Here is a 20,518-nt window from a genome sequence, read left to right as displayed (position 1 = left end):
GAACATGACCATACTTATCGGATCTGAGGGACCTCACATGGGCATACGCGTTGTCAAAACTGCCGTCGCGGCAATCGCGGCTATTTATACAGCTTATTATTTGGGATTGCAGCCTCCGTTGTCGGCTGGCATTCTCGCCATACTCGGCGTCGAAGTGACGCGGAAGAAAGGGCTGCGGAGCGCTTTCAACCGTTTTCTGGCTTCGGTGCTGGGTCTTTTTTTCGCTTCGCTCATCTTCACGGTGCTGGGCTTCCATTACTGGGTGCTCGCGATTTTTATTCTGACGACATTTCCCGTGCTTGCGCGCGTACAATTGAAGGAAGGCGTGCTGACAAGCTCTGTTATCGTATTTCACCTCTTTGATCACAAAGGTGTCGACGTCCATATTATCGGCAATGAAATTATGCTGCTGCTTGTAGGTCTGGGCTGGGCGACGTTTATTAATCTTATCTATATGCCCAAAGAAGAAGAAGAGCTGTACGCGAAGCGCGCCGAGGTAGAAGAGAACTTCAGCGCCATCTTTCGGGAAATGTCGCTCACCTTAAGAAACCCATCTCATGTATGGGATGGCAGTCAACTGTTGACTGCACAGCGCGCTATCGAAGCCGGCGAAGCGTTGGCGGTGCGCCATCGTGAGAATCGTCTGATGATTGCCAACGCGCCGTATTGGTCGACTTACTTCGAAATGCGAAGGCAGCAGCTCGATACGATACAGCAGATGCTGGTGGAGCTGGCGCTAATCTATGAGAAGTGGCCACAGGGAGAGCATATTGCAGAGCTTCTGGAAGGACTCAGCGAGTATGTAAAGGCGGAAGTGTACCTCGGCAAGTCGGAGCAGCGCGTTTTCGAATTAACGGTCTCGTTCCGTCAGATGGATCTCCCGCGAACGCGCGAGGAGTTCGAGATCCGCGCATCTTTGCTGAAGCTGCTGCATGAGGTGGATCGTTACTTGATTATCGCGAAGCGGCTGAAGAAAAAAAAGGCGGAGGCGGAAGAGTCGAAGCTGGAGACGGTATAAGCAGCGAGTTGCGGTGTGCAGAGCTGCGCGGTTTTGCGTGGAACGCATGAGAGAAGTACAAAAAAAGCCGAGACGTTGATGTACGGCTTGGATACGGTTGGCTGCGGGCCGCTTAAAGGCCCGGCGGCTTTTTTTGTTATGGCACCGACGTGCTATTTTAGTATAGAGGGCTGGGTTTGCAGGGGCTGCTCGAGTAAATGAAGCATAAAAGTAAGCTTAAAAGAGTCGAGCGGAGCCTTAGCAAGTGAATGAGGCATAAAGTATGGTTCAATGCTACTTCTTTGGCTTGCCGCATTATCGACTCTTATGCTTGATTCTTAAATCTTTGATTATCAATCTATGTACGTGCGATTAGTTATGTCCATGCATGCGAGCGCCGGCTGTTCAGATGACTTTGTCAAAGCAGCCAAGCATAATTGCATGGCACCCCGAATATATTTGAACCAAACAAAAGGTTGAAGGTCGGCTAATCTCGTTTCCTGCGGGGATTGGCGCCTGGCGGGAGACAGACAAAATAAATTCGTCTGTTAAGACTCGTTTAATCAACAAACGCCTATGAACTGCATACACTTTAATTGAATGATTGTATGGAGGAGGTTAATTGAATGACTATTGCAGATAAACAGCTTCAGTGCAGAGAAATCATTACAAAAGCTGTCTGCGGCAAAGGTCGTAAGTTTTCCACTGTAACCCATACCGTTACACCGCCTCACCATCCGACCAGCATTCTGGGAGCATGGATCATCAACCATCAGTATGAAGCGGTTCGTTCGGGCGACGGTATTGAGGTCATCGGTACTTACGATATCAACATTTGGTATTCGTATAACAAAAACTCGCAAACTGACGTAGCCAAGGAATCCGTACAATTCGTCGAAAACGTGCCTCTTTCTTATGTAGACCCTAAACACAGGGTCGCGACGGAGGAAGTATCGGCGGAGGTGCTGCAAGAGCCTAATTGCATCGAAGCGAATATTTCGTCTAACGGCTCCAGCGTTACCGTTCGCGTGGAACGCGAATTCGCGGTGGAGATGATTGCCGAGACGAAAGTATGCGTAGCGGTTGTACCTGGCGGCTGCAGCGACGATGACGACAAGGATCTGGACTTTAGCCTCGGAGACGATGATGGCGACTTCGAGGATCTGGATCCCGATTTACTGGACGACGAGCTTTAAGGTTTAATCCGCTTCCGACGCGGATAAGGCATTATATGCCGGATATTCGGCAAATTCGAGGGCGAGAGCCCTCGTATTTTTTTTGGGCGGTTCTGGAATGAGGCGGAGTCAGGCAAGGAAGGGCAGTTGAAAAGAGCTTAGATAATATAAGGAAGGTTAATAACGCTATGGATAAGGGCGGTGCGAGAATGGCGGATACTTGGATATGGGAAAAAGGGGATGCATTCCCGCGCTTGCACGATCCCGTAAAGCGTTCAATCCATCAGAATAAATGGTTGCCAGCAAAGGAGAAGTCGGCAGAAGGGTTGGATTCGGAGGCGGCAGGCATTAAGAGTGCGCCCGCGACATCGGCCAAGCCGCCAAAAGGACAGGCTTCGAAGACGGGCCCTCGGCCGGGAGACGCCGTATTCTTGATGTCAGAAGGACTATCAGCGGAACAATCCGAAGTTGGAGGAGCCTGGCTGTTGAACAACGGAGCGGGATCGATGAATCGGCTGGACGCTGAAGATCGGAATCGGCGGCTAAGCCGTGCTGGCTTAAGCGTGGCGTTTGCATTGCCTGACGAACGAATCTATCGCGTTGAGCTGTTTCATTTGACGGCGATTGGCATCGTCCGGCTGAACGCTCGCGGCGAGGAACTGGCCGGTAGCAGGCTTAAGCCGCCGGGAGATGACGGGCCGCTTGCTCCATTACGCTGGCCCACAGAGTCGCCGCTGCGCGCGGTCGTTCGCGCTGCGACGCGTGCGCTGTATGCACTACGCCTCGATATAGGCGAGGCGGAAATCGCTCTTGGCTCGAACGGCAGGCTCGCCGTTAGAGCGGTGTATCCGCTGCTGCGCGACAAGCGCCGGCAAGCGGAAGCTTTGGCGCGGTTCGCAGCATGGCACGCGGCGAACGCGAGCGCTCCGGATCGGCGCATCTTGCTTGGCGCCGATCCGGAGTATGTGCTGTTGATGCCGAGCGGCAAGGTCGCGCAGGCATCGCGGTATTTTGGCTTCGGCGTCGGGGGCGCAGCAGGCGCCGACGCCATGCTTGTGGGGCGACGGCTGCTGTACCCCGTCGCCGAACTGCGGCCCGCGCCGGCTGAGAGCCCGGCCGCGCTTGCCGCGAATGTGCGGCGCCTGCTCGCGCGCGCCGCTGTCAAGGTCGGCGACCCCGAGCTGCGCTGGGTCGCGGGGGCCATGCCCGTGCCGGGGCTCGCGCTCGGCGGGCACATCCATATTAGCGGAGCGGCGCTGACCAGCCGCTTGCTCCGCTTGCTCGACAGCTGCGCGGCGTATCCGCTCGCGCTGGTGGAGGACCCCGCCGGGCGCGGCCGGCGTCCCCGATACGGCGTACTCGGGGACTTCCGGCTGCAGCAGCATGGCGGGTTCGAATATCGCACGCTGCCGAGCTGGCTCGTATCGCCCGCAGCGGCCAAAGCCGCCTTCGCGCTTGCGCTGTTATGCGCTCGCGAGGCGATGGCGATGTCCCGCGTGCCCGCATCCGGCGAGCGCTACGCGGAGGCGTATTACTCCGGCGACCGCAGCGAACTGGCGGCTTGCCTCGACGAGGTCGCGGACGTAATCGCCGCGACGGAAAGCTACGCCGGACTGGCTCGTTTTATCGAGCCGTTGTTCGACGCTGCGCGCCGCGGCCGGACATGGGACGAAAGCACCGATATCCGCGAGAAGTGGCGCGTTCCGTTGCATTAAGTGACATGCACCTCCGTAAATGTCCCGTCCCGTAACCTCCGAACGTGTCTGCAGGGGATCTCAAGTCTCTTCATTGGGTTATAGCACTCCACAGCTCACATTGGTATAATAGAGTTCTGGTGTTTGACGATTTGTACGAGAATGAGCCGCAGAAACGCGGCGCGTTTATCTAATACATAGCAGGGGGCGAAGACGGTGTCCGGTTATACGCCGATGATACAGCAATATTTGTCGGTCAAGGAGGAAGCGAAGGACGCGTTCCTTTTTTTCCGTCTGGGCGATTTCTACGAGATGTTTTTCGACGACGCCATCAATGCATCGCGCGAGCTCGAGATTACATTAACAGGCCGGGAGGGCGGAGGCGCGGCGAAAATTCCGATGTGCGGCGTGCCCTACCATTCCGCGGATAACTATATTAACAGGCTTATCGAAAAAGGGTATAAAGTCGCCATCTGCGAGCAAGTGGAAGACCCGGCGGCCGCCAAAGGCGTCGTGCGCCGCGAGATCGTCAGGATCGTGACGCCCGGCACGGTAATGGAGTCCAAGCAGCTTGACGGCTCCACCAACAACTTCATAGCCGCGGTTGCGAACGCGGGAGGCGTTATTGGCCTTGCGGCGTGCGACTTGTCTACGGGCGAACTGTACGTCACATCCTTCCCGGCCAATCTGGAAGCGCTCGTGGACGAGCTTAACGTGTACGTTCCGGCAGAGGTCGTTGGAGACGGCATCCTTCTCCAACAGTTGGACGGCTCTCCAGCCTGGAGCAGGAAGGTGCCGCTTACCGATCGGGATCCCATCGGCGTGAAGCAGTTAAACGAGCAATTCGGCGAAGCAGAGGTCGCTGCATTGTCGAGCTCTGCGGCTCGTATGGCGGCGCTTGGCATAATGACGGGGTACTTGGGCGAGACGCAGAAGCGTTCTTTATCCCACGTCAGACATATCCGCTCTTACGAGCCGAATCAATATATGATTTTGGACCATTATACCCGCCGCAATCTGGAGCTGACAGAGACGGTGCGCGACCGCAGCAAACGCGGCTCGTTGCTCTGGCTGCTCGACCGCACAGGCACGTCGATGGGGGCCCGATTGCTTCGCAGGTGGATCGACAAGCCGCTGCTGAGCAGCTCGGCGATTGGCAAGAGGCTCGACGCGGTGGAGACGCTGTATCGCAATCTTATTTTGCGCGAGGACATCCGCTCGGAGCTCCAGCCGATCTACGACCTCGAGCGGCTTGTGGGCCGGGTCGCTTACGGCAATGCAGGCGGCCGCGATCTTATAGCGCTTAAGTCTTCCTTGCGCCGCATACCGAATTTGACTTCGCTCTGCCTGGCTTCCGGTTCGCCGGTGCTGGAGGAGCTAGTCGCGGGAGCGGATGATTGCGCGGATCTCGCCGATATGATCGAGACGGTGCTGGTGGACGAGCCGCCAGTATCCATTCGCGAAGGCGGACTTATTCGGGCGGGTTACGATGATTATTTGGACAGCTTGCGCGAAGCGAGCACAAATGGCAAACGCTGGTTGGCCGAGCTGGAGCGTCAAGAACGCGAGGCAACAGGCATCAAGTCGCTCAAGATTGGCTACAACAAGGTGTTCGGCTACTTCTTGGAAGTATCCAAAGCCAATCTGACGTCGCTGCCGGAAGGCCGCTACGAGCGCAAGCAGACGCTTGCGAATGCCGAACGGTTTGTGACGCCGGAGCTAAAGGAGAAGGAACGTCTGATCCTCGAGGCCGAGGACAAAATGGTCGATCTCGAATATGCCCGCTTTATCGAGCTCAGGGATCATCTGGCGCTTCATCTGCATCGGCTTCAGAGGGCTGCCGAGATGATTGCGGAGCTGGATGTGTACCAGTCCCTGGCGACAGTAAGCGCGGAGCGTAGATACACTCGTCCGACCGTATCGGAAGGTTACGATCTGGACATCGTGGACGGTCGCCATCCCGTAGTGGAGGCGATGATGGATGGCACTCCGTTCATCAGCAATGATACGCATTTGCGCCGTGACGAGGATTGGATCATGCTGATTACGGGACCCAACATGGCGGGCAAAAGCACCTACATGCGCCAGGCTGCCCTTATTTGCATTATGGCGCAGATCGGCTGCTTCGTCCCCGCCAAAGCGGCCGGAATTCCGCTGATCGACCGCATCTTTACGCGGATCGGCGCCGCGGACGACCTGATCGGCGGCCAGAGCACCTTTATGGTAGAGATGAAAGATATTCAAGTCATGACGGAGAAAGCTACTGCGAGCAGTCTGGTCATTATCGACGAACTGGGCCGAGGTACTTCGACGGCAGAGGGGATGGCAATCGCTCAGGCCGTTATCGAATACGTCCATCATCATATCGGCAGCAAGGCGCTTGTATCTACGCACTTTCACGAGCTGGCCCATCTGGAGGAGTCTCTGCCCTCGCTTGGCAATGCTCGGATGGCCGTCGAGGAGAGCGGCGACGATGTCACCTTTCTTCGTAAGCTCATTGCAGGAGCGGCAAGCACGAGTTATGGCATTTATTGCGCCCAACTGGCGGGATTGCCTCAATCCATTATCGGGCGAGCCTATGAATTGCTTGCCGATACGGATGATAGTTCCGAACGTGCAGCAGGTGGAGGAACATCGGCTGCCAAAGCGGGATCCGACATCGGCCAAACGAAGCAATCCGCGCATCCGGCCCCAATCACGGCAATGGATAGCGTGCGATCGGATGTGCGCGGACAGGCTGCACAAGGATACCAGGAATCGGCTGCCGCTGTGGAATCCGTGCTGCTGCATGAGTCGAGTGCGGGAGTCGTGTCCAGAAGCACTTCGAAGGTTGAAGCGCCCCCTCATGCAGAGAAAGCGCAAGGCCCTGTCGTCCAGTTGTCTATGTTCGAAGACGCGACGCCTGCGCTTGACACCGGCAAACGCAAAGCTTCTCCGAAAGCGGAGCAGCTTGCCGACGAGCTGCGCAAGCTGGATCTGTTTAATATGACGCCGATGCAAGCGATGCAATGGCTTAACGATATGAAGGGCAAGCTGAGAGATTAAAGGACAAGCTGAGCTTGGAATACCAGGAGAAGAGGGGAGGGATTGAGCATGGCCAGAATCAAAGTGCTTGACGAGCAGCTGGCGAACCAGATAGCGGCAGGGGAAGTGGTAGAGCGTCCTTCTTCCGTCGTCAAAGAGTTGGTGGAAAACGCGGTAGACGCCGGGGCAACGGTCATCGATGTTACGATTGAAGAAGGCGGCTTGTCGCTGGTTCGAGTGAGCGACAACGGAAGCGGCATTGAAGGAGATGATCTGCCTGCCGCTTTCCAGCGCCATGCTACGAGCAAAATATATACGGGAAGCGATCTGTTCCGCATTGCCAGTCTCGGATTCCGCGGAGAAGCGCTACCCAGTATCGCGGCCGTCTCCAGGATGACTTGCATCTCCGCGACAGATGGATCGGGACTTGCAAGGAGACTTGTTATCGAAGGCGGAACGACGACTGCATTCGAGGCTGCAAATGCGCCTCAAGGCACCGATATGTCGGTACGGGATTTATTCTACAATACGCCTGCAAGGCTGAAATATATGAAGTCGATCCAGACGGAGCTGGGACATATCTCCGATTATGTGAACCGCATCGCGCTGGGACATCCGGGCATCGCCATAACGCTCAAGCATAACGGCAGCGTGTTGCTGCGCACGCTCGGGACAGGTGACCGGCTGCAGGTTATCGCCGCTGTTTACGGAACCAGCACGGCCAAGGCGATGCTTCCGGTGGCCGCGTCGGATGCCGATTATGAGCTGAACGGCTACATCTCCAAGCCAGAGTTAACTCGCGCCAACCGCGGAAGCATCACAGTGATCGTTAACGGGAGATATATTCGCAGCCATGCGGTCAATCAATCGTTGATCCAGGCTTATCATACGCTGCTGCCGATTAACAGATTCCCGCTCGTCGTTGTTGAGCTTGGCATGCATCCTGGTCTGCTGGATGTCAACGTTCATCCTTCGAAGATGGAGGTTCGCTTCAGCAAGGAAGCCGAGCTGCGTTCGTTAATAGAACGCTCCGTCAAGTCTGTATTGGACGGTTTGCGGCATATTCCCGGACCTGCCTCTGTAGGCAAGCGCGACCGAACAGGTCCGCTATATGTGCAGGATACGATCTCCTTCCATATTGGAGATCGGTTGGAGGAGGGCGATCCTGCGAAAGCTCCGCTGCCAGAGCCTCCTGCTGAAGGGCCTGCTCGCAATAGCGGGAGTTTATCGGCGGAAGATGTCAGAGAGCTCTCAGGAAGCGCTGAGGTGTTGTCATCGACTGAATCTCAAGACAGGCAACAATCGCCATCATCTTTAACTGGTATTGAATCGCCATCGAATGGCTCCCAAGAGGACCGACCATCGACATCATCTTCGTCAACTGGTTATGAATCGCCATCCATTGGCCGTTCGGAAGAGAAACCCGGCAGTTCAAAGGGGAGGAGCGAGTGGTCACCCGAGCAGAGAACCTGGGGCGGCTCCGGCCGCTCTGCCTATTCGCAAGCAGGTTCTGACGGTCGAGGTCAGAAGGAGCGCAGTTGGAACGATCGCGAGTCGGCGTATGTGCCCAGAGACGCCGCGGAGAGGCTCTACGCGAGGCCGGAGAGTGCCATGGAGACTTTCGCAGTACGCGAAGGGCGACTTGGCAGCGCTCCAGCGCAAGAGTCTGACGATGTTACAGATAGAAACGATGCGGAGGCGACCGTGTCAAACGAAATGCATGGATCAACAGCAATGGCAAGCGCGCTTCCTCAAGCATCACAAGACTCGTTAGCAGAAACGTCCGCTCTGAGAGAAGCAGCTGCAGCTGTCGAATCCCCTTCCGAAAGGGAGTCCGGATTGACAGTGGCATCAAACGATGATAACCGCCGATCCCAAGGCGCGCTGAATTTCCCGGAGCTGCACTGGATCGGGCAGCATCATGGCACGTATATTGTGGCGCAGGCGGATGACGGATTGTATCTCATCGATCAGCATGCCGCCCACGAACGTATAAACTATGAATATTATCTTCATAAATTTGGGAATCCTGTAGCTGCAAGCCAAGGTCTCATCGTGCCGCTAACGCTGGAATTCACTGCTGGCGAAGCGGCTCAACTTAGGGAATGTATCGGCTTGTTCGCCGACGCAGGCGTGGAGATCGAGCCGTTCGGCTCCCAGACATTTCTTGTCCGCGCGTATCCGGAATGGTTCCCTGCCGGCGAAGAGCAGTCGCTGCTTGAAGAAATGGCGGATCTTCTGATCGAAGAACGGAAGTCGATCAACATTACGAAGCTGCGCGAGAAGGCGGCCATTATGTGCTCTTGCAAGGCGTCCATCAAAGCGAACGATCGGTTATCCCGCGAAGAAGGCGACGCCCTGCTGGCGAGACTGTCGCGATGCGAGCAGCCCTATACTTGTCCCCATGGCAGGCCCATTATCGTTCATCTCTCCACCTATCAGCTTGAGAAAATGTTCAAGAGGGTGATGTCATGATCGTCACGACAGCGCCGATGCCGTCCGAACGGGTGTTGGCGCAGGCGAGACGACTCGCGGACGAGCTCTCTGCCGCATATGTGCAGCGGCGCAGCTCCTCCGTGCGCAAACTGCTGGAGCGCAGCGGAGATGGCCGCGCAATCGTCGTCACGGATCGAGAGATCCGTTTTTACGACGGCGACGAGGCGCCGCCCCTGTTTTTCCATCCCAGCATGGCCTTCATCAGGGTGAAGCGACTGCGCAAGGGAGAAAGCGACCCGCTGCTCGACCTATCCGGATGTCGCCCCGGCGACACCGTCATTGACTGCACCGCGGGCATGGCGGCCGATTCGCTGGTATTCTCCTACGCGGTCGGGACTGCCGGCACTGTCGTCGCACTGGAGAGCGAACCGATTCTGTGCGCATTGGTGCGAGAAGGATTGTCTGCGTACGAGTCCGGACTGGAAGACGTCAATGATGCCATGAGACGAATCAAGATGATATGCCGGGAGCATGGCCAATATTTGGCGGAGCAGCCCGACAACAGCGCGGATATCGTCTACTTCGATCCCATGTTCAGGCAGCCTATCCTGGAATCGTCCGCGATCGGGGCTTTCCGTTCAATCGCCAACATGGACGCGCTGACGACCGAAGTTGTCGAGCAAGCGAAACGCGTAGCCCGGCGCACGGTTATTATGAAGGAGCATCAAGGCAGCGGCGAATACGAGCGTCTCGGATTCGAGAAGAGGCATATCAATACATCGAAAATCGCATATGGAGTGATTCACGTTGACTGACAAGCAAGAGAACGCGACGGATCGCAAGCGTCAGCCGCTGCTCGTGCTGATCGGTCCCACGGCGGTTGGCAAGACGGCTCTTAGCCTAACGCTGGCGCAGCAATGGAACGCGGAAATTATATCAGGCGATTCCATGCAGGTCTATAGAGGGATGGATATCGGGACCGCCAAGCTTCCGCTGGCTGAGCGTGGGGGTATCGCGCATCATTTGATCGATATTTGCGATCCGGAGGAGCCTTATTCGGCAGCCGATTTTCAAGCTGGCGCTCGGGCTGCCATCGAACACATCTCGTCACGGGGAAAACTGCCTTTTATCGTCGGAGGAACTGGACTGTATATAGAGTCGTTATGCTACAATTACCAATTCGCGGATAACGGCTCCGACGATGAGTTCCGCGTGGAGCAGGAAGCTTATGCGACGGAACATGGTTCCGAAGCCCTGCACGCCAAGCTTAAGGAGATCGATCCCGAAGCTGCGGAACGACTTCATCCGAACGACCTGCGGCGCGTGATACGGGCGCTGGAGGTCCATCATTTGACGGGACAGACGTTCTCGGAGCAGCAAGCGGGACAGAAAAAAGAGTCCCCGTACGAACTTTGTATTATAGGGCTGTCGATGGATCGTGCGACGCTCTACCGGCGGATCGAAGCTCGGATCGACGAGATGCTGGAGCAAGGTCTCGTGGATGAAGTTAAGGACATCCTCAGCAGAGAACTGCCTCCCCACGCGGTGCCGATGCAAGCGCTTGGCTACAAGGAAATCGCCGATTATTTGCAGGGCAATTGCTCCTATGAAGCGGCAGTTGAACGGCTGAAACGCGATACGCGAAGGTTCGCGAAACGGCAATTATCTTGGTTCCGGCATATGAAGGATATTCACTGGTTTGACGCAGGGGAAAATTTTCACAACAATTTGAGTGCAATTCATGCTATAATAGCAGGAAAGTTTCAAGATCATCTTGAATATCATACTAATCAATCTTTTTAGACGGGGGTAACGTCCAATGAACAAATCGATCAATATTCAAGATACGTTCCTGAACCAGTTGCGCAAAGACAATATTCCGGTTACGGTATTCCTGATGAATGGATTCCAAATTCGCGGCGTGATCAAAGCATTTGATAACTTTACCATTATTATCGACAGCGAGGGAAGGCAGCAAATGGTGTACAAGCATGCCATTTCGACGTTCGTTCCGCAACGTAACGTATCGCTCATGCAGCAGGACAACTCCCAGTCCGAGGTCTAGTTCACAGGATCGCATGAAACTTTCTTATAGAAGCGCACGTTAAACTAGATAGCGGCAAGCAAGGGCAACCCGCTCGCATGGGTTGCCCTTGGCGTTTCAAATAGGCCGCAACGTGTCCATTTTATAAGTGCGAGTTCAGAGAAATAGGGAGTGCAGGAGGGAAACATCATGGCTGAACCTAGGAAAACGAAAAGAAAAAGCGGGTCTAATGGAAAAAAACGCAAGGGTATTTCGGGACGGGCCTGGTTCTACGGTCTGTTCTTCACGGTTGTCATCGGCATAGTTTGCGGAGTTATCGGTTATCTGCTAATCATTCTAAATGGCGAACGGCTGCTGGAGGAACACGGCAGCAAACTGGAGTTCGGCGAAGCGTCGATCATCTACGATGCCAAGGGCGAAGAAATTTCCAGATTGTACGACGTCATGGACCACCGGGAAGTCGCGGAGTTCGCGGAAATTCCGGAGTCTATGCTTCACGCAATCGTCGCTACGGAGGACCAGCGGTTCTATGACCACGCCGGACTGGACTTCTGGGCGATCGGCCGAGCGGTCGTCAAGGACGTAATAGCCAGAAGCGCGGTCGAAGGAGGCAGTACGATTACGCAGCAGCTCGCGAAAAACGTATTTCTGTCGGCAGACAAGACGTTTTTCCGAAAAGCAACGGAAGCATCGATTGCTGTTGCGCTGGAGCAGCAGATGACGAAGGATGAAATTCTCACCATGTACCTGAACCGAATTTATTTCGGCAAAGGGATTCACGGCATTAAGGCCGCGGCCGATTATTATTTCGATGTGGAGCTGAAGGATCTGCAGTTGTGGCAGGCAGCTACTCTCGCGGCTATGCCGAAGGCGCCTAACCGTTACAACCCTATCAACAATCCTGAGGATTCCAAAAATCGCCGCGCAGTCGTGCTGCAATTGATGTACGAACAGGATTATATCACCAAGGAAGAGATGGATGCGGCCAAGGCAGTCGAATACGAGGCGCCTGCGAGCCAGGAGCAATTTAAGTCCGGCAACTATCATGCTTTCGTCGATTTCGTCATCGAAGAAGCGATTGAGCTGACGAAGATGACCGAGGAGGAGCTGCGAGTCAGCGGCCTGAAAATTTATACGACGTTGAATCAGCAAGCCCAACAATCGTTGGATACGCAAATTGCGAATGATGAGAACTTCGAGAAGAGCGTCGACGATCAGATCGTTCAAGCTTCCGTCATCATCATGGACCATCGCAACGGGGAAATCCAGGCATTGTCCGGCGGACGCGACTATGTTAAAAAAGGCTGGAACCGGGTGACCAAGTACAGGCAGCCGGGTTCTGCGATCAAGCCGATCGTGTCGTACGGACCGGCCTTGGAGACCGGGAAGTACTTCCCATGGACGGAGCTTGCCAACGACAAGAAGTGTTTCTCCAATTATTGCCCGACCGACCGCTGGGGCGCGACCAGGGTGTCGATGAAGCAGGCGGTGAAGGATTCCCGGAACCTTGCAGCCGTTTGGATGCTTAATGAGATTGGCGTGAAACGCGGCGCGGAATTCGCCAAGAAGCTGGGGCTGGAGCTGGAGCCGGACGACATGAACCTCGCGCTTGCGCTCGGCGGCCTGACGAAAGGCGCTTCGCCCCTTCAGATGGCAACGGCCTACAGCGTTATGGCGAACGGCGGCAAATCTGTCGATCCGCATACGATAACAAGCATCGAAGGGAAAAATTACAGCTTTGCGTACAAAGCTCCAGAATCCAAGCAGCTGATGTCGCCCGAAACGGCCTGGTATTTGACCGATATGATGCTCTCCGTCGTGCAGAAAGGCGGCACGGGCAGCAAAGCGGCGATCGACAGGCCCGTAGCGGGCAAGACGGGCACGACGCAGCACGGCATCAAAGGCTTCTCCGGCGACGGCATCAAGGACGCCTGGTTCGTCGGCTACACGCCGGAGTGGACAGCGGCGGTATGGATGGGATACGATAAAACAGACCTGCAACATTACCTGAAGACGGGCGGCTCCCAATCCGCGGCGTTGTTCGCCAAGATCATGAAGCCGGCCATGCAGGGCGTCAAGCAAGGAAGTTTCCGGCAGCCCGAGGAAACGCAGGAAGACAAAGCGCCGGAGAAGGTGGCCAACTTCAAGGCCGTCTACAATCCGGACGAGGTCCGTGTCGATCTGAGCTGGGATGCCAGCGCGGAGCCGGATATTATCTATGAGATTTACCGCAAGGAATTAAACGAAAGCGATTTTTCGGTTTTTGATTCCCGCGAGACGACAAGCGTGACCGACATGAGCATTTTCCCGGGGATGACTTACGATTATTATGTCGTCGCCCACGATACGAAGAGCAAGCTGTCCAGTAGTCCGAGTCAGAGGATTACGATCCAGGTGCCCGAGGTGGATCTCGGATTGCCAGAGGTGCCGATGGATCCTGAACCGACCGCGACGCCGGATCCCGGCGCAACTACTCCGCCGCCGGACGGCGGGGATCCCGGCGGCAACGATGACGGGGGCAGCACGACGGAACCGACTGCTCCAATCGGTACGGAGCAGCCTGGAGACGGAGGCGAACCGACACCAACTCCGACTCCGGTAACGACGGGTAACAATGAAGGCGGAGAGGCAGCAGGACAGCCAACTTCGGAGGGAGCGTAAGTTCCCCTCCGCCACGGAATAGGTGGTAGATGAATCATGCAATTCACGGGTCTGGGCAAAGCTATGTTGCTATGGCTAAGCCTATTGCTCCTGATAGCGGGATGCGGATCAAACAACGATTCGCAGTTGTCCGCGCAGGGACAGGATGAAAATGCCAAAGTTATGAGCTGGAGCAAGATGCCGGAGATGTCGATTGATCTGGACTACGATTACAAGGCGCTTATCGAGACATCAAAGGGGAGCTTCGAAATTCTTCTGTATGCGGACAAAGCGCCCGTAACGGTGAACAACTTCGTTTTTCTTGCGAACGAAGGGTTCTATGAAGGTTTAAAATTTCATTCCATTATCGAATCGTTTATGATTCAGACGGGCGATCCCCTTGGCAACGGCACCGGTACCGCTGGGTATCTCATTCCGGATGAGCTGGATATTCAATCCACTTATAAGGAAGGCGTTGTCGCCATGTTTAATTCCGGCAATCCGAATTCCGGCAGCAGCCAGTTCTTTATTTGCACGGGACCTGACGCCTCGAATCTTAACAGGCAGCCGAATTATACGATCTTCGGAGAAGTATCGTCGGGGATGGATGTAGTACAAGCCATCTCGAGAACGCCCGTGAAAAACGGACAACCGGTAGAAGAAGTTACGATCGTAAGCATTACCATACAAGAGAGCTAACGGACAAGCAGTTTCGACGGAATTATTTCGTTGAAGCTGCTTTTCTGCTAACAGAGCTTGGTTTATTTTCCCCATGCGCTGGAGATGGACGTTAAGTTATGGTAATCTTTTTTTATAGGAGTGTTCCTCGTGAACACGTGGGCCGTCCCATTGGAGCGGCGGACGTCATTCCTAAATGAACGGAAAGGTACGTTCCGTATGAAGAGAAAATTTTCCGATCGCGCGAACTGGCGCCGCATATTGCGAAGAAGTTATTCTTGCCTGGCGCTTGATGGAGACGAGTTTAGAGGGCTCGTAACCTTCTACCGGATCCATGAGCTTAGGGAGCCTCTCTGGAAAGAATATGACGGACGAAGGCTCTGCCTGGCAGACCGTGGTTATTTATGGATGCAGCACTTTCCCAAGGGCGAGCACTTTGTCGTAACGACAATGTTTGACGACAAGGGCCGAGTCGTGCAATGGTATATCGACGTGTGCAAGACTCAAGGTTTGACTGATCAGCAAGTGCCGTGGTTCGACGATCTGTATCTGGATGTTGTCGTGCTGCCAAGCGGCGAAGTGTATTTGATGGACGAAGACGAACTGGAGGACGCCCTCAGGCAAGGCGCCGTCTCGAACAAGGATGCCGCGCTTGCGCGCAAGACGGCAGGAAGGCTGCTGTCAAGCATTCGCAATGGCAGATTCCGTTATTTCACGCTTAGTCTCAAGCATCGCAAGAGCCTCATGGAACGAACAGGGGAGCTCAGCGAGTCATGAAGAGCAGTGTCAAGCATCGGAGGAGCAGCACGCGCCGCCGTAAGTCCTCCAGGCGGCCGTGGCTGCTTTTCTTTCGTCTATTCGTCGTTGTATTGTTCGCGGGCATTGCCTGGTGCTTATTCGCGGCATGGTATCTTAATCATACGATTCCCGAGCTAGAAGAGGGGACGCGCGCTGATGCGGGCATCGTGCTCGGCGCAGCCCTGTGGAATGATGTCCCCAGTCCGGCGCTCAAAGAACGGCTGGATTATGCCTACCAGCTGTACGAAGAAGGAGTTGTAGAGGTATTGATTCTGTCAGGCGGTTATGGCGGCGTATCCTCAAAGCTGTCAGAGGCGGAGGGCATGCGCAACTACTTGACGTCGAAGGGAATGGCGGAGGACAAGCTGATCCTGGAGATGGAGGCTGGCAATACCTACGAGAATCTCGTATTCGGCAAGCGAATCGGCGAGGAAGCGGGCTATAGCGATTTTGTCGTCATTACGCATGACTATCATGCGCCTAGAGCGAAGGAGATGGCAGAGTTTGCCGGCTTCGAGCCGGCGCTTGTAACAGGCGTCAAATCTCGCGTTCTGAACCAGTTCTATAATGATTCCCGCGAGGTGCTCGCCTATACGAAATGGAAGCTGGATTCCGTGCTGATGCGCATCGGTTTCTTGTCCCGATAACTCGTTGCCGTGAATCTGCTAATATGCTGTCCTGAGAGAGAATAAGATTGTAATGCGGCAGGTTACTGTTACGCTACAGCTTCTGTACAAAGGACAGGTGATGCGTCAGATGAACGGACACGTCATATCGGGACCAGGCAGCGGATCCTCCAGACCTTCCCGTCAAATCAACGTGGTGCTCAGAAGCCATGAGGCAGCGGGAGCGGCTTCTGCGCATGCGCTGGAACCCGAACCGCTTCCAAGCGTCAAACCGTTGCCGGCAGTCGATCACTTCGCGGAGATTCAGAAGGAACTTGATCCTATGATCGGCATGGAAAACGTCAAAAATCTGGTATACGAAATTTATGCGTTGTTATACATTAGCCGGATGCGCACGGAAGCGGGATTGTTCGGCGGTTCGCAAGTATATCATATGATCTTTAAAGGCAATCCCGGGACGGGCAAAACAACGATTGCCCGGATTATCGCCAAGCTGTTCCAGAAGATGGGCGTGCTTGCGAAAGGACATCTCATCGAGGTGGAGAGAGCCGATCTTGTCGGCGAGTATATCGGGCACACCGCGCAAAAAACAAGGGATCTCGTACGCAAAGCGCTTGGCGGCGTATTGTTTATCGACGAGGCTTACAGTCTCGCCCGAGGCGGGGAGAAGGACTTCGGCAAAGAAGCGATCGATACGCTTGTAAAAGCGATGGAAGATCATCGAAGCGGGTTCATTCTCATTCTGGCTGGCTATCCGCTAGAGACGGAGCAATTCCTGATGACGAATCCGGGTCTGCCTTCCAGGTTCCCGATCCAGATCGAATTCCCGGACTATTCTGTGGATCAGTTGCTGCAGATTGGCGAGCTGATGGTAAAGGAACGCGATTACGTCATGCTGCCTCAAACCGTATTCAAGCTCCGACAGCATTTGATGCAAGAGAAGCAAAACGATCTATTCTCCTTCAGCAATGCCCGGTTCGTGCGCAATACCATCGAGAAGGCGATCCGGCATCAGGCTGTCCGCCTGATCGGACAATACTCCAATTCCATCCCGGCGAAGGGCGAATTAATGACCATTCGTCCAGAGGATCTAAAGCTATGATTTAAGCTATACTGCACGACGAAAGGGAGACAAACAGAGTGATGAACGAGCAACTAGAGAGAGAACGGATTTGGGAACAACTGATTGCGCTCGCTGATCGTGCAGAGGACGAAGCGACAGAAGCATTCCGTCGTACGGCACGGATAGCGGAGCGCAATCAGTGGAAGGTTATTGAAGCGTTCAAGCGTCAAGGAGTCAGCGATTTCCACTTTGCAGGTTCGACTGGCTATGGTTACAACGACCGTGGGCGAGAGGTGCTTGATCTCGTCTATGCCGATGTTATGGGGGCCGAAGCTGCGCTTGTCCGTCCCCACTTCGCATCCGGCACCCATACGATCAGCTGTGCATTGTTCGGTGTACTTCGTCCCGGCGACGGGCTTCTGTATGTAACGGGAAAGCCCTACGATACGCTTCACAAAGTAATCGGCAAGGCCGGCGACGGTACGGGCTCGCTTGCAGATTTCGGTATCGGTTACGGAGAGGTTGCGCTGCTGGAGGATGGCAGACTGGACTGGGATGGCATCGAAGCGTCGATTACAGAGCGGACGAAGGTCATTGGCGTGCAGCGATCCAGAGGTTACGCATGGCGTGCCTCCTTTACAGTTGCGGAGATTGGAGAAATCGTGACGAGGGTAAAGGCCATAAGAGAGGATCTTATTGTCTTCGTGGATAATTGCTACGGCGAATTCACGGAATTGCAAGAACCAACGGAGGCAGGCGCCGATCTCATTGCAGGTTCCCTGATCAAAAATCCGGGAGGCGGCATTGCGGAAACAGGAGGATATATTGCCGGCAAACGAGAACTCGTGGAAGCAGCCTCATACCGGCTGACCGCTCCAGGAATCGGGGGAGACGTAGGAGCCATGTTAGGGACGCTGCGCTCCTTGTTCCAAGGACTGTTTCTCTCCCCTCATATGGTGGGACAAGCCGTTCAAGGCAGTATCCTGGCCGCTGCTTTGTTCGAAAAGCTGGGGTTCGAGACGAAGCCGGCCTGGAACGAAGTTAGAACGGATCTCATTCAGGCTGTCCGGTTCGGAAGCGCCGAGCCGCTTATCGCTTTCGTCCAGGGCATTCAACAAGCGGCGGCAGTAGACGCTCATGTTGTTCCGGAGCCTTGGGACATGCCTGGTTATGACAATCCCGTCATTATGGCTGCAGGCACCTTTATGCAAGGGGGCAGTCTGGAACTGTCGGCGGATGCGCCTATTCGAGAGCCTTATATTGCCTATATGCAAGGCGGGCTGACTTATGGACATGCCAAATACGGCGTTCTGATCGCGCTGGAGAAGCTGGTTAAAAGCGGATTGATTGTGATCAAACCTTACATAACTTGACACATTTGTGGCTCGACGATACAATGAAGCTATAAATGAGGACTGGAAGGTTGATGCGAATTGGCAGATGAATTACGCAGAAACATGGCCCTATTTCCGATCGGCATCGTCATGAAGCTGACCGATTTGACGGCGCGACAAATCCGTTATTACGAACAGCACGAATTGATCGTGCCTGCCAGGACCGCTGGCAATCAACGGTTGTTCTCGTTTAATGACGTCGAACGACTGCTAGAGATCAAATCTTTGATAGAGAAAGGCGTAAACATCGCTGGCATCAAACAGGTCATGAATCCAGTATCCAAGGAGTCGGACGATGCTACATTGGTAAGCGAACAATCCGAAGTGAAGCGACGGGAGCTGTCCGATCAGCAATTGCACCGCCTGCTCAAGCAGCAGCTGTTGGAGAAGAGACCGGGCAGAACGTCCATGATCGAAGGGCAATTATCCCGTTTCCTTAATAAACGGTAATTTGGAGAACGACACAAAGGAGATGATTCTGTGAGTTTTACAAAAGAGGACATCAAACGTATTGCCCAGGAGCAAAACGTTCGTTTTATTCGTTTGCAATTTACCGACCTGCTAGGCACGATTAAAAACGTCGAAATTCCGGTCAGTCAGCTGGACAAGGCGCTTGATAACAAAATGATGTTTGACGGTTCTTCCATTGAAGGTTACGTCCGGATAGAAGAATCCGACATGTACTTATATCCTGATCTCGATACATGGGTCGTATTCCCTTGGGTAACGCAGGATCGCGTAGCGCGTCTGATCTGCGATGTCTATATGCCGGACGGCACGCCGTTCGCAGGCGACCCGCGCGGCATCCTCAAACGCGCGCTCAAGGAAGCAGAAGTGCTTGGTTATACGGCTATGAATGTTGGTCCGGAGCCGGAGTTCTTCCTGTTCAAGACGGATGAGCGCGGCGAACCGACGACGGAGCTTAACGACCACGGCGGTTATTTCGACTTGGCCCCTATGGATCTCGGCGAGAACTGCCGCCGCGAGATCGTACTTACGTTGGAGGAGATGGGCTTCGAGATCGAGGCTTCCCATCACGAAGTCGCTCCGGGACAACATGAAATCGACTTCAAATACGCGGATGCCATCAAGGCAGCGGATCAGATTCAAACGTTCAAGCTTGTCGTCAAGACAATTGCAAGGGTACATGGATTGCATGCATCCTTTATGCCGAAGCCGTTGTTCGGCGTTAACGGCTCCGGCATGCACTGTCACATGTCCCTGTTCCAGGGCAATACGAACATGTTCTATAATGAGAAGGACAAACTTGGTCTCAGCGAAACGGCACGTTATTACATGGCGGGGATACTAAAGCACGCTCGCGCGATGGCTGCCATTACGAATCCAACTGTCAACTCGTACAAACGTCTGGTGCCTGGTTATGAAGCTCCTTGCTACGTTGCATGGTCGGCCAGCAACCGCTCGCCGATGATCCGAATTCCGGCTTCCCGCGGACTGTCTACTCGCGTAGAGGTTCGTAATCCGGATCCTGCCGCTAACCCGTATTTGGCACTTGCCGTTATGCTTAAGGCTGGTCTCGACGGTATTCAAAACCAATTGCCGTTGCCGGCTCCGACGGACCGCAATATCTATATCATGACAGAAGAAGAGCGCATTGATTCCGGAATTCCAAGCCTTCCATCGAATCTTAAGGAAGCGCTCGAAGAAATGCTTAGAAGCGGAGTCATCACCGAAGCGCTCGGCGATCACGCTCTCGCTCACTTCTACGAGTTAAAGGAAATCGAATGGGATATGTATCGCACCCAAGTGCATCAATGGGAACGCGATCAATATCTGACGTTGTACTAAGACAAGGAAACCCGCTGACCGTTATGGTTAGCGGGTTTGTTTTTGACCATTATCCAAACCTTTTGTTCAATAGTTTTAGAGTTGCATCATTTCCAATACAATAAAAAAGCCGATATGGAATTGTCCATACCGGCGTTGCC

General features: G+C 54.4%; 16 protein-coding genes. All 16 read left to right on the top strand.

Going from position 1 to position 20,518, the window contains the following annotated elements; translation table 11 throughout:
• Nucleotides 1–4 precede the first annotated feature (4 nt).
• The 16 genes from H7F31_RS21855 (at nt 5) to glnA (ending at nt 20,378) form a co-directional block, all read left to right on the top strand.
• Complete coding sequence (locus H7F31_RS21855) at nt 5–1,018, top strand: aromatic acid exporter family protein (protein ID WP_261800098.1); 1,014 nt, start codon at nt 5–7, stop codon at nt 1,016–1,018.
• Nucleotides 1,019–1,623: 605 nt separating this feature from the next.
• A complete protein-coding gene (locus H7F31_RS21850; protein ID WP_087569315.1) occupies nt 1,624–2,193 on the top strand; it encodes an outer spore coat protein CotE in 570 nt (189 codons plus the stop codon).
• 167 nt (nt 2,194–2,360) lie between these two features.
• A complete protein-coding gene (locus tag H7F31_RS21845; RefSeq protein WP_187100525.1) occupies nt 2,361–3,887 on the top strand; it encodes a putative amidoligase domain-containing protein in 1,527 nt (508 codons plus the stop codon).
• Nucleotides 3,888–4,082: 195 nt separating this feature from the next.
• Nucleotides 4,083–6,911, top strand: coding sequence for a DNA mismatch repair protein MutS (gene mutS, locus H7F31_RS21840; RefSeq protein ID WP_187100524.1), 2,829 nt, complete (start codon nt 4,083–4,085; stop codon nt 6,909–6,911).
• A 48-nt stretch (nt 6,912–6,959) separates the two neighbouring features.
• Nucleotides 6,960–9,365 (top strand): DNA mismatch repair endonuclease MutL, encoded by a 2,406-nt coding sequence (gene mutL, locus H7F31_RS21835; RefSeq protein WP_187100523.1) that lies wholly within the window; start codon nt 6,960–6,962, stop codon nt 9,363–9,365.
• On the top strand, nt 9,362–10,141 hold the full coding sequence (locus H7F31_RS21830; protein ID WP_187100522.1) for a class I SAM-dependent methyltransferase: 780 nt from the start codon (nt 9,362–9,364) through the stop codon (nt 10,139–10,141). The genes mutL and H7F31_RS21830 overlap by 4 nt, the downstream gene beginning before the upstream one ends.
• Complete coding sequence (gene miaA, locus H7F31_RS21825; RefSeq protein ID WP_187100521.1) at nt 10,134–11,129, top strand: tRNA (adenosine(37)-N6)-dimethylallyltransferase MiaA; 996 nt, start codon at nt 10,134–10,136, stop codon at nt 11,127–11,129. The genes H7F31_RS21830 and miaA overlap by 8 nt, the downstream gene beginning before the upstream one ends.
• A gap of 16 nt (nt 11,130–11,145) precedes the next feature.
• On the top strand, nt 11,146–11,391 hold the full coding sequence (hfq, locus tag H7F31_RS21820; protein ID WP_087569310.1) for an RNA chaperone Hfq: 246 nt from the start codon (nt 11,146–11,148) through the stop codon (nt 11,389–11,391).
• A 168-nt stretch (nt 11,392–11,559) separates the two neighbouring features.
• The gene (locus tag H7F31_RS21815; RefSeq protein ID WP_187100520.1) at nt 11,560–14,031 is read left to right on the top strand and encodes a transglycosylase domain-containing protein; all 2,472 of its coding nucleotides are present in this window, start codon (nt 11,560–11,562) and stop codon (nt 14,029–14,031) included.
• A gap of 36 nt (nt 14,032–14,067) precedes the next feature.
• A complete protein-coding gene (locus H7F31_RS21810; protein WP_261800097.1) occupies nt 14,068–14,709 on the top strand; it encodes a peptidylprolyl isomerase in 642 nt (213 codons plus the stop codon).
• Between the two features lie 198 nt (nt 14,710–14,907).
• Nucleotides 14,908–15,465 (top strand): ribonuclease FAU-1 family protein, encoded by a 558-nt coding sequence (locus tag H7F31_RS21805; protein WP_087569307.1) that lies wholly within the window; start codon nt 14,908–14,910, stop codon nt 15,463–15,465.
• Complete coding sequence (locus tag H7F31_RS21800) at nt 15,462–16,133, top strand: YdcF family protein (protein ID WP_187100519.1); 672 nt, start codon at nt 15,462–15,464, stop codon at nt 16,131–16,133. Before H7F31_RS21805 ends, H7F31_RS21800 begins: the two co-directional genes overlap by 4 nt.
• Before the next feature lie 109 nt (nt 16,134–16,242).
• Nucleotides 16,243–17,214: an AAA family ATPase gene (locus H7F31_RS21795; RefSeq protein ID WP_187105471.1), complete on the top strand. Its 972-nt coding sequence runs from the start codon at nt 16,243–16,245 to the stop codon at nt 17,212–17,214.
• Nucleotides 17,215–17,255: 41 nt separating this feature from the next.
• Nucleotides 17,256–18,548, top strand: coding sequence for a methionine gamma-lyase family protein (locus H7F31_RS21790; RefSeq protein ID WP_187100518.1), 1,293 nt, complete (start codon nt 17,256–17,258; stop codon nt 18,546–18,548).
• A 60-nt stretch (nt 18,549–18,608) separates the two neighbouring features.
• Nucleotides 18,609–19,019: a MerR family transcriptional regulator gene (locus H7F31_RS21785; protein ID WP_087569304.1), complete on the top strand. Its 411-nt coding sequence runs from the start codon at nt 18,609–18,611 to the stop codon at nt 19,017–19,019.
• Nucleotides 19,020–19,049: 30 nt separating this feature from the next.
• A complete protein-coding gene (gene glnA, locus H7F31_RS21780; RefSeq protein WP_187100517.1) occupies nt 19,050–20,378 on the top strand; it encodes a type I glutamate--ammonia ligase in 1,329 nt (442 codons plus the stop codon).
• The last annotated feature ends 140 nt before the right edge of the window (nt 20,379–20,518 follow it).

This window comes from Paenibacillus sp. PAMC21692 (assembly GCF_014303795.1).
GTDB lineage: Bacteria > Bacillota > Bacilli > Paenibacillales > Paenibacillaceae > Pristimantibacillus > Pristimantibacillus agaridevorans.
The sequence above is the reverse complement of the archived record's forward strand: the minus strand, read 5'-3'. Positions and strand labels throughout refer to the sequence as shown.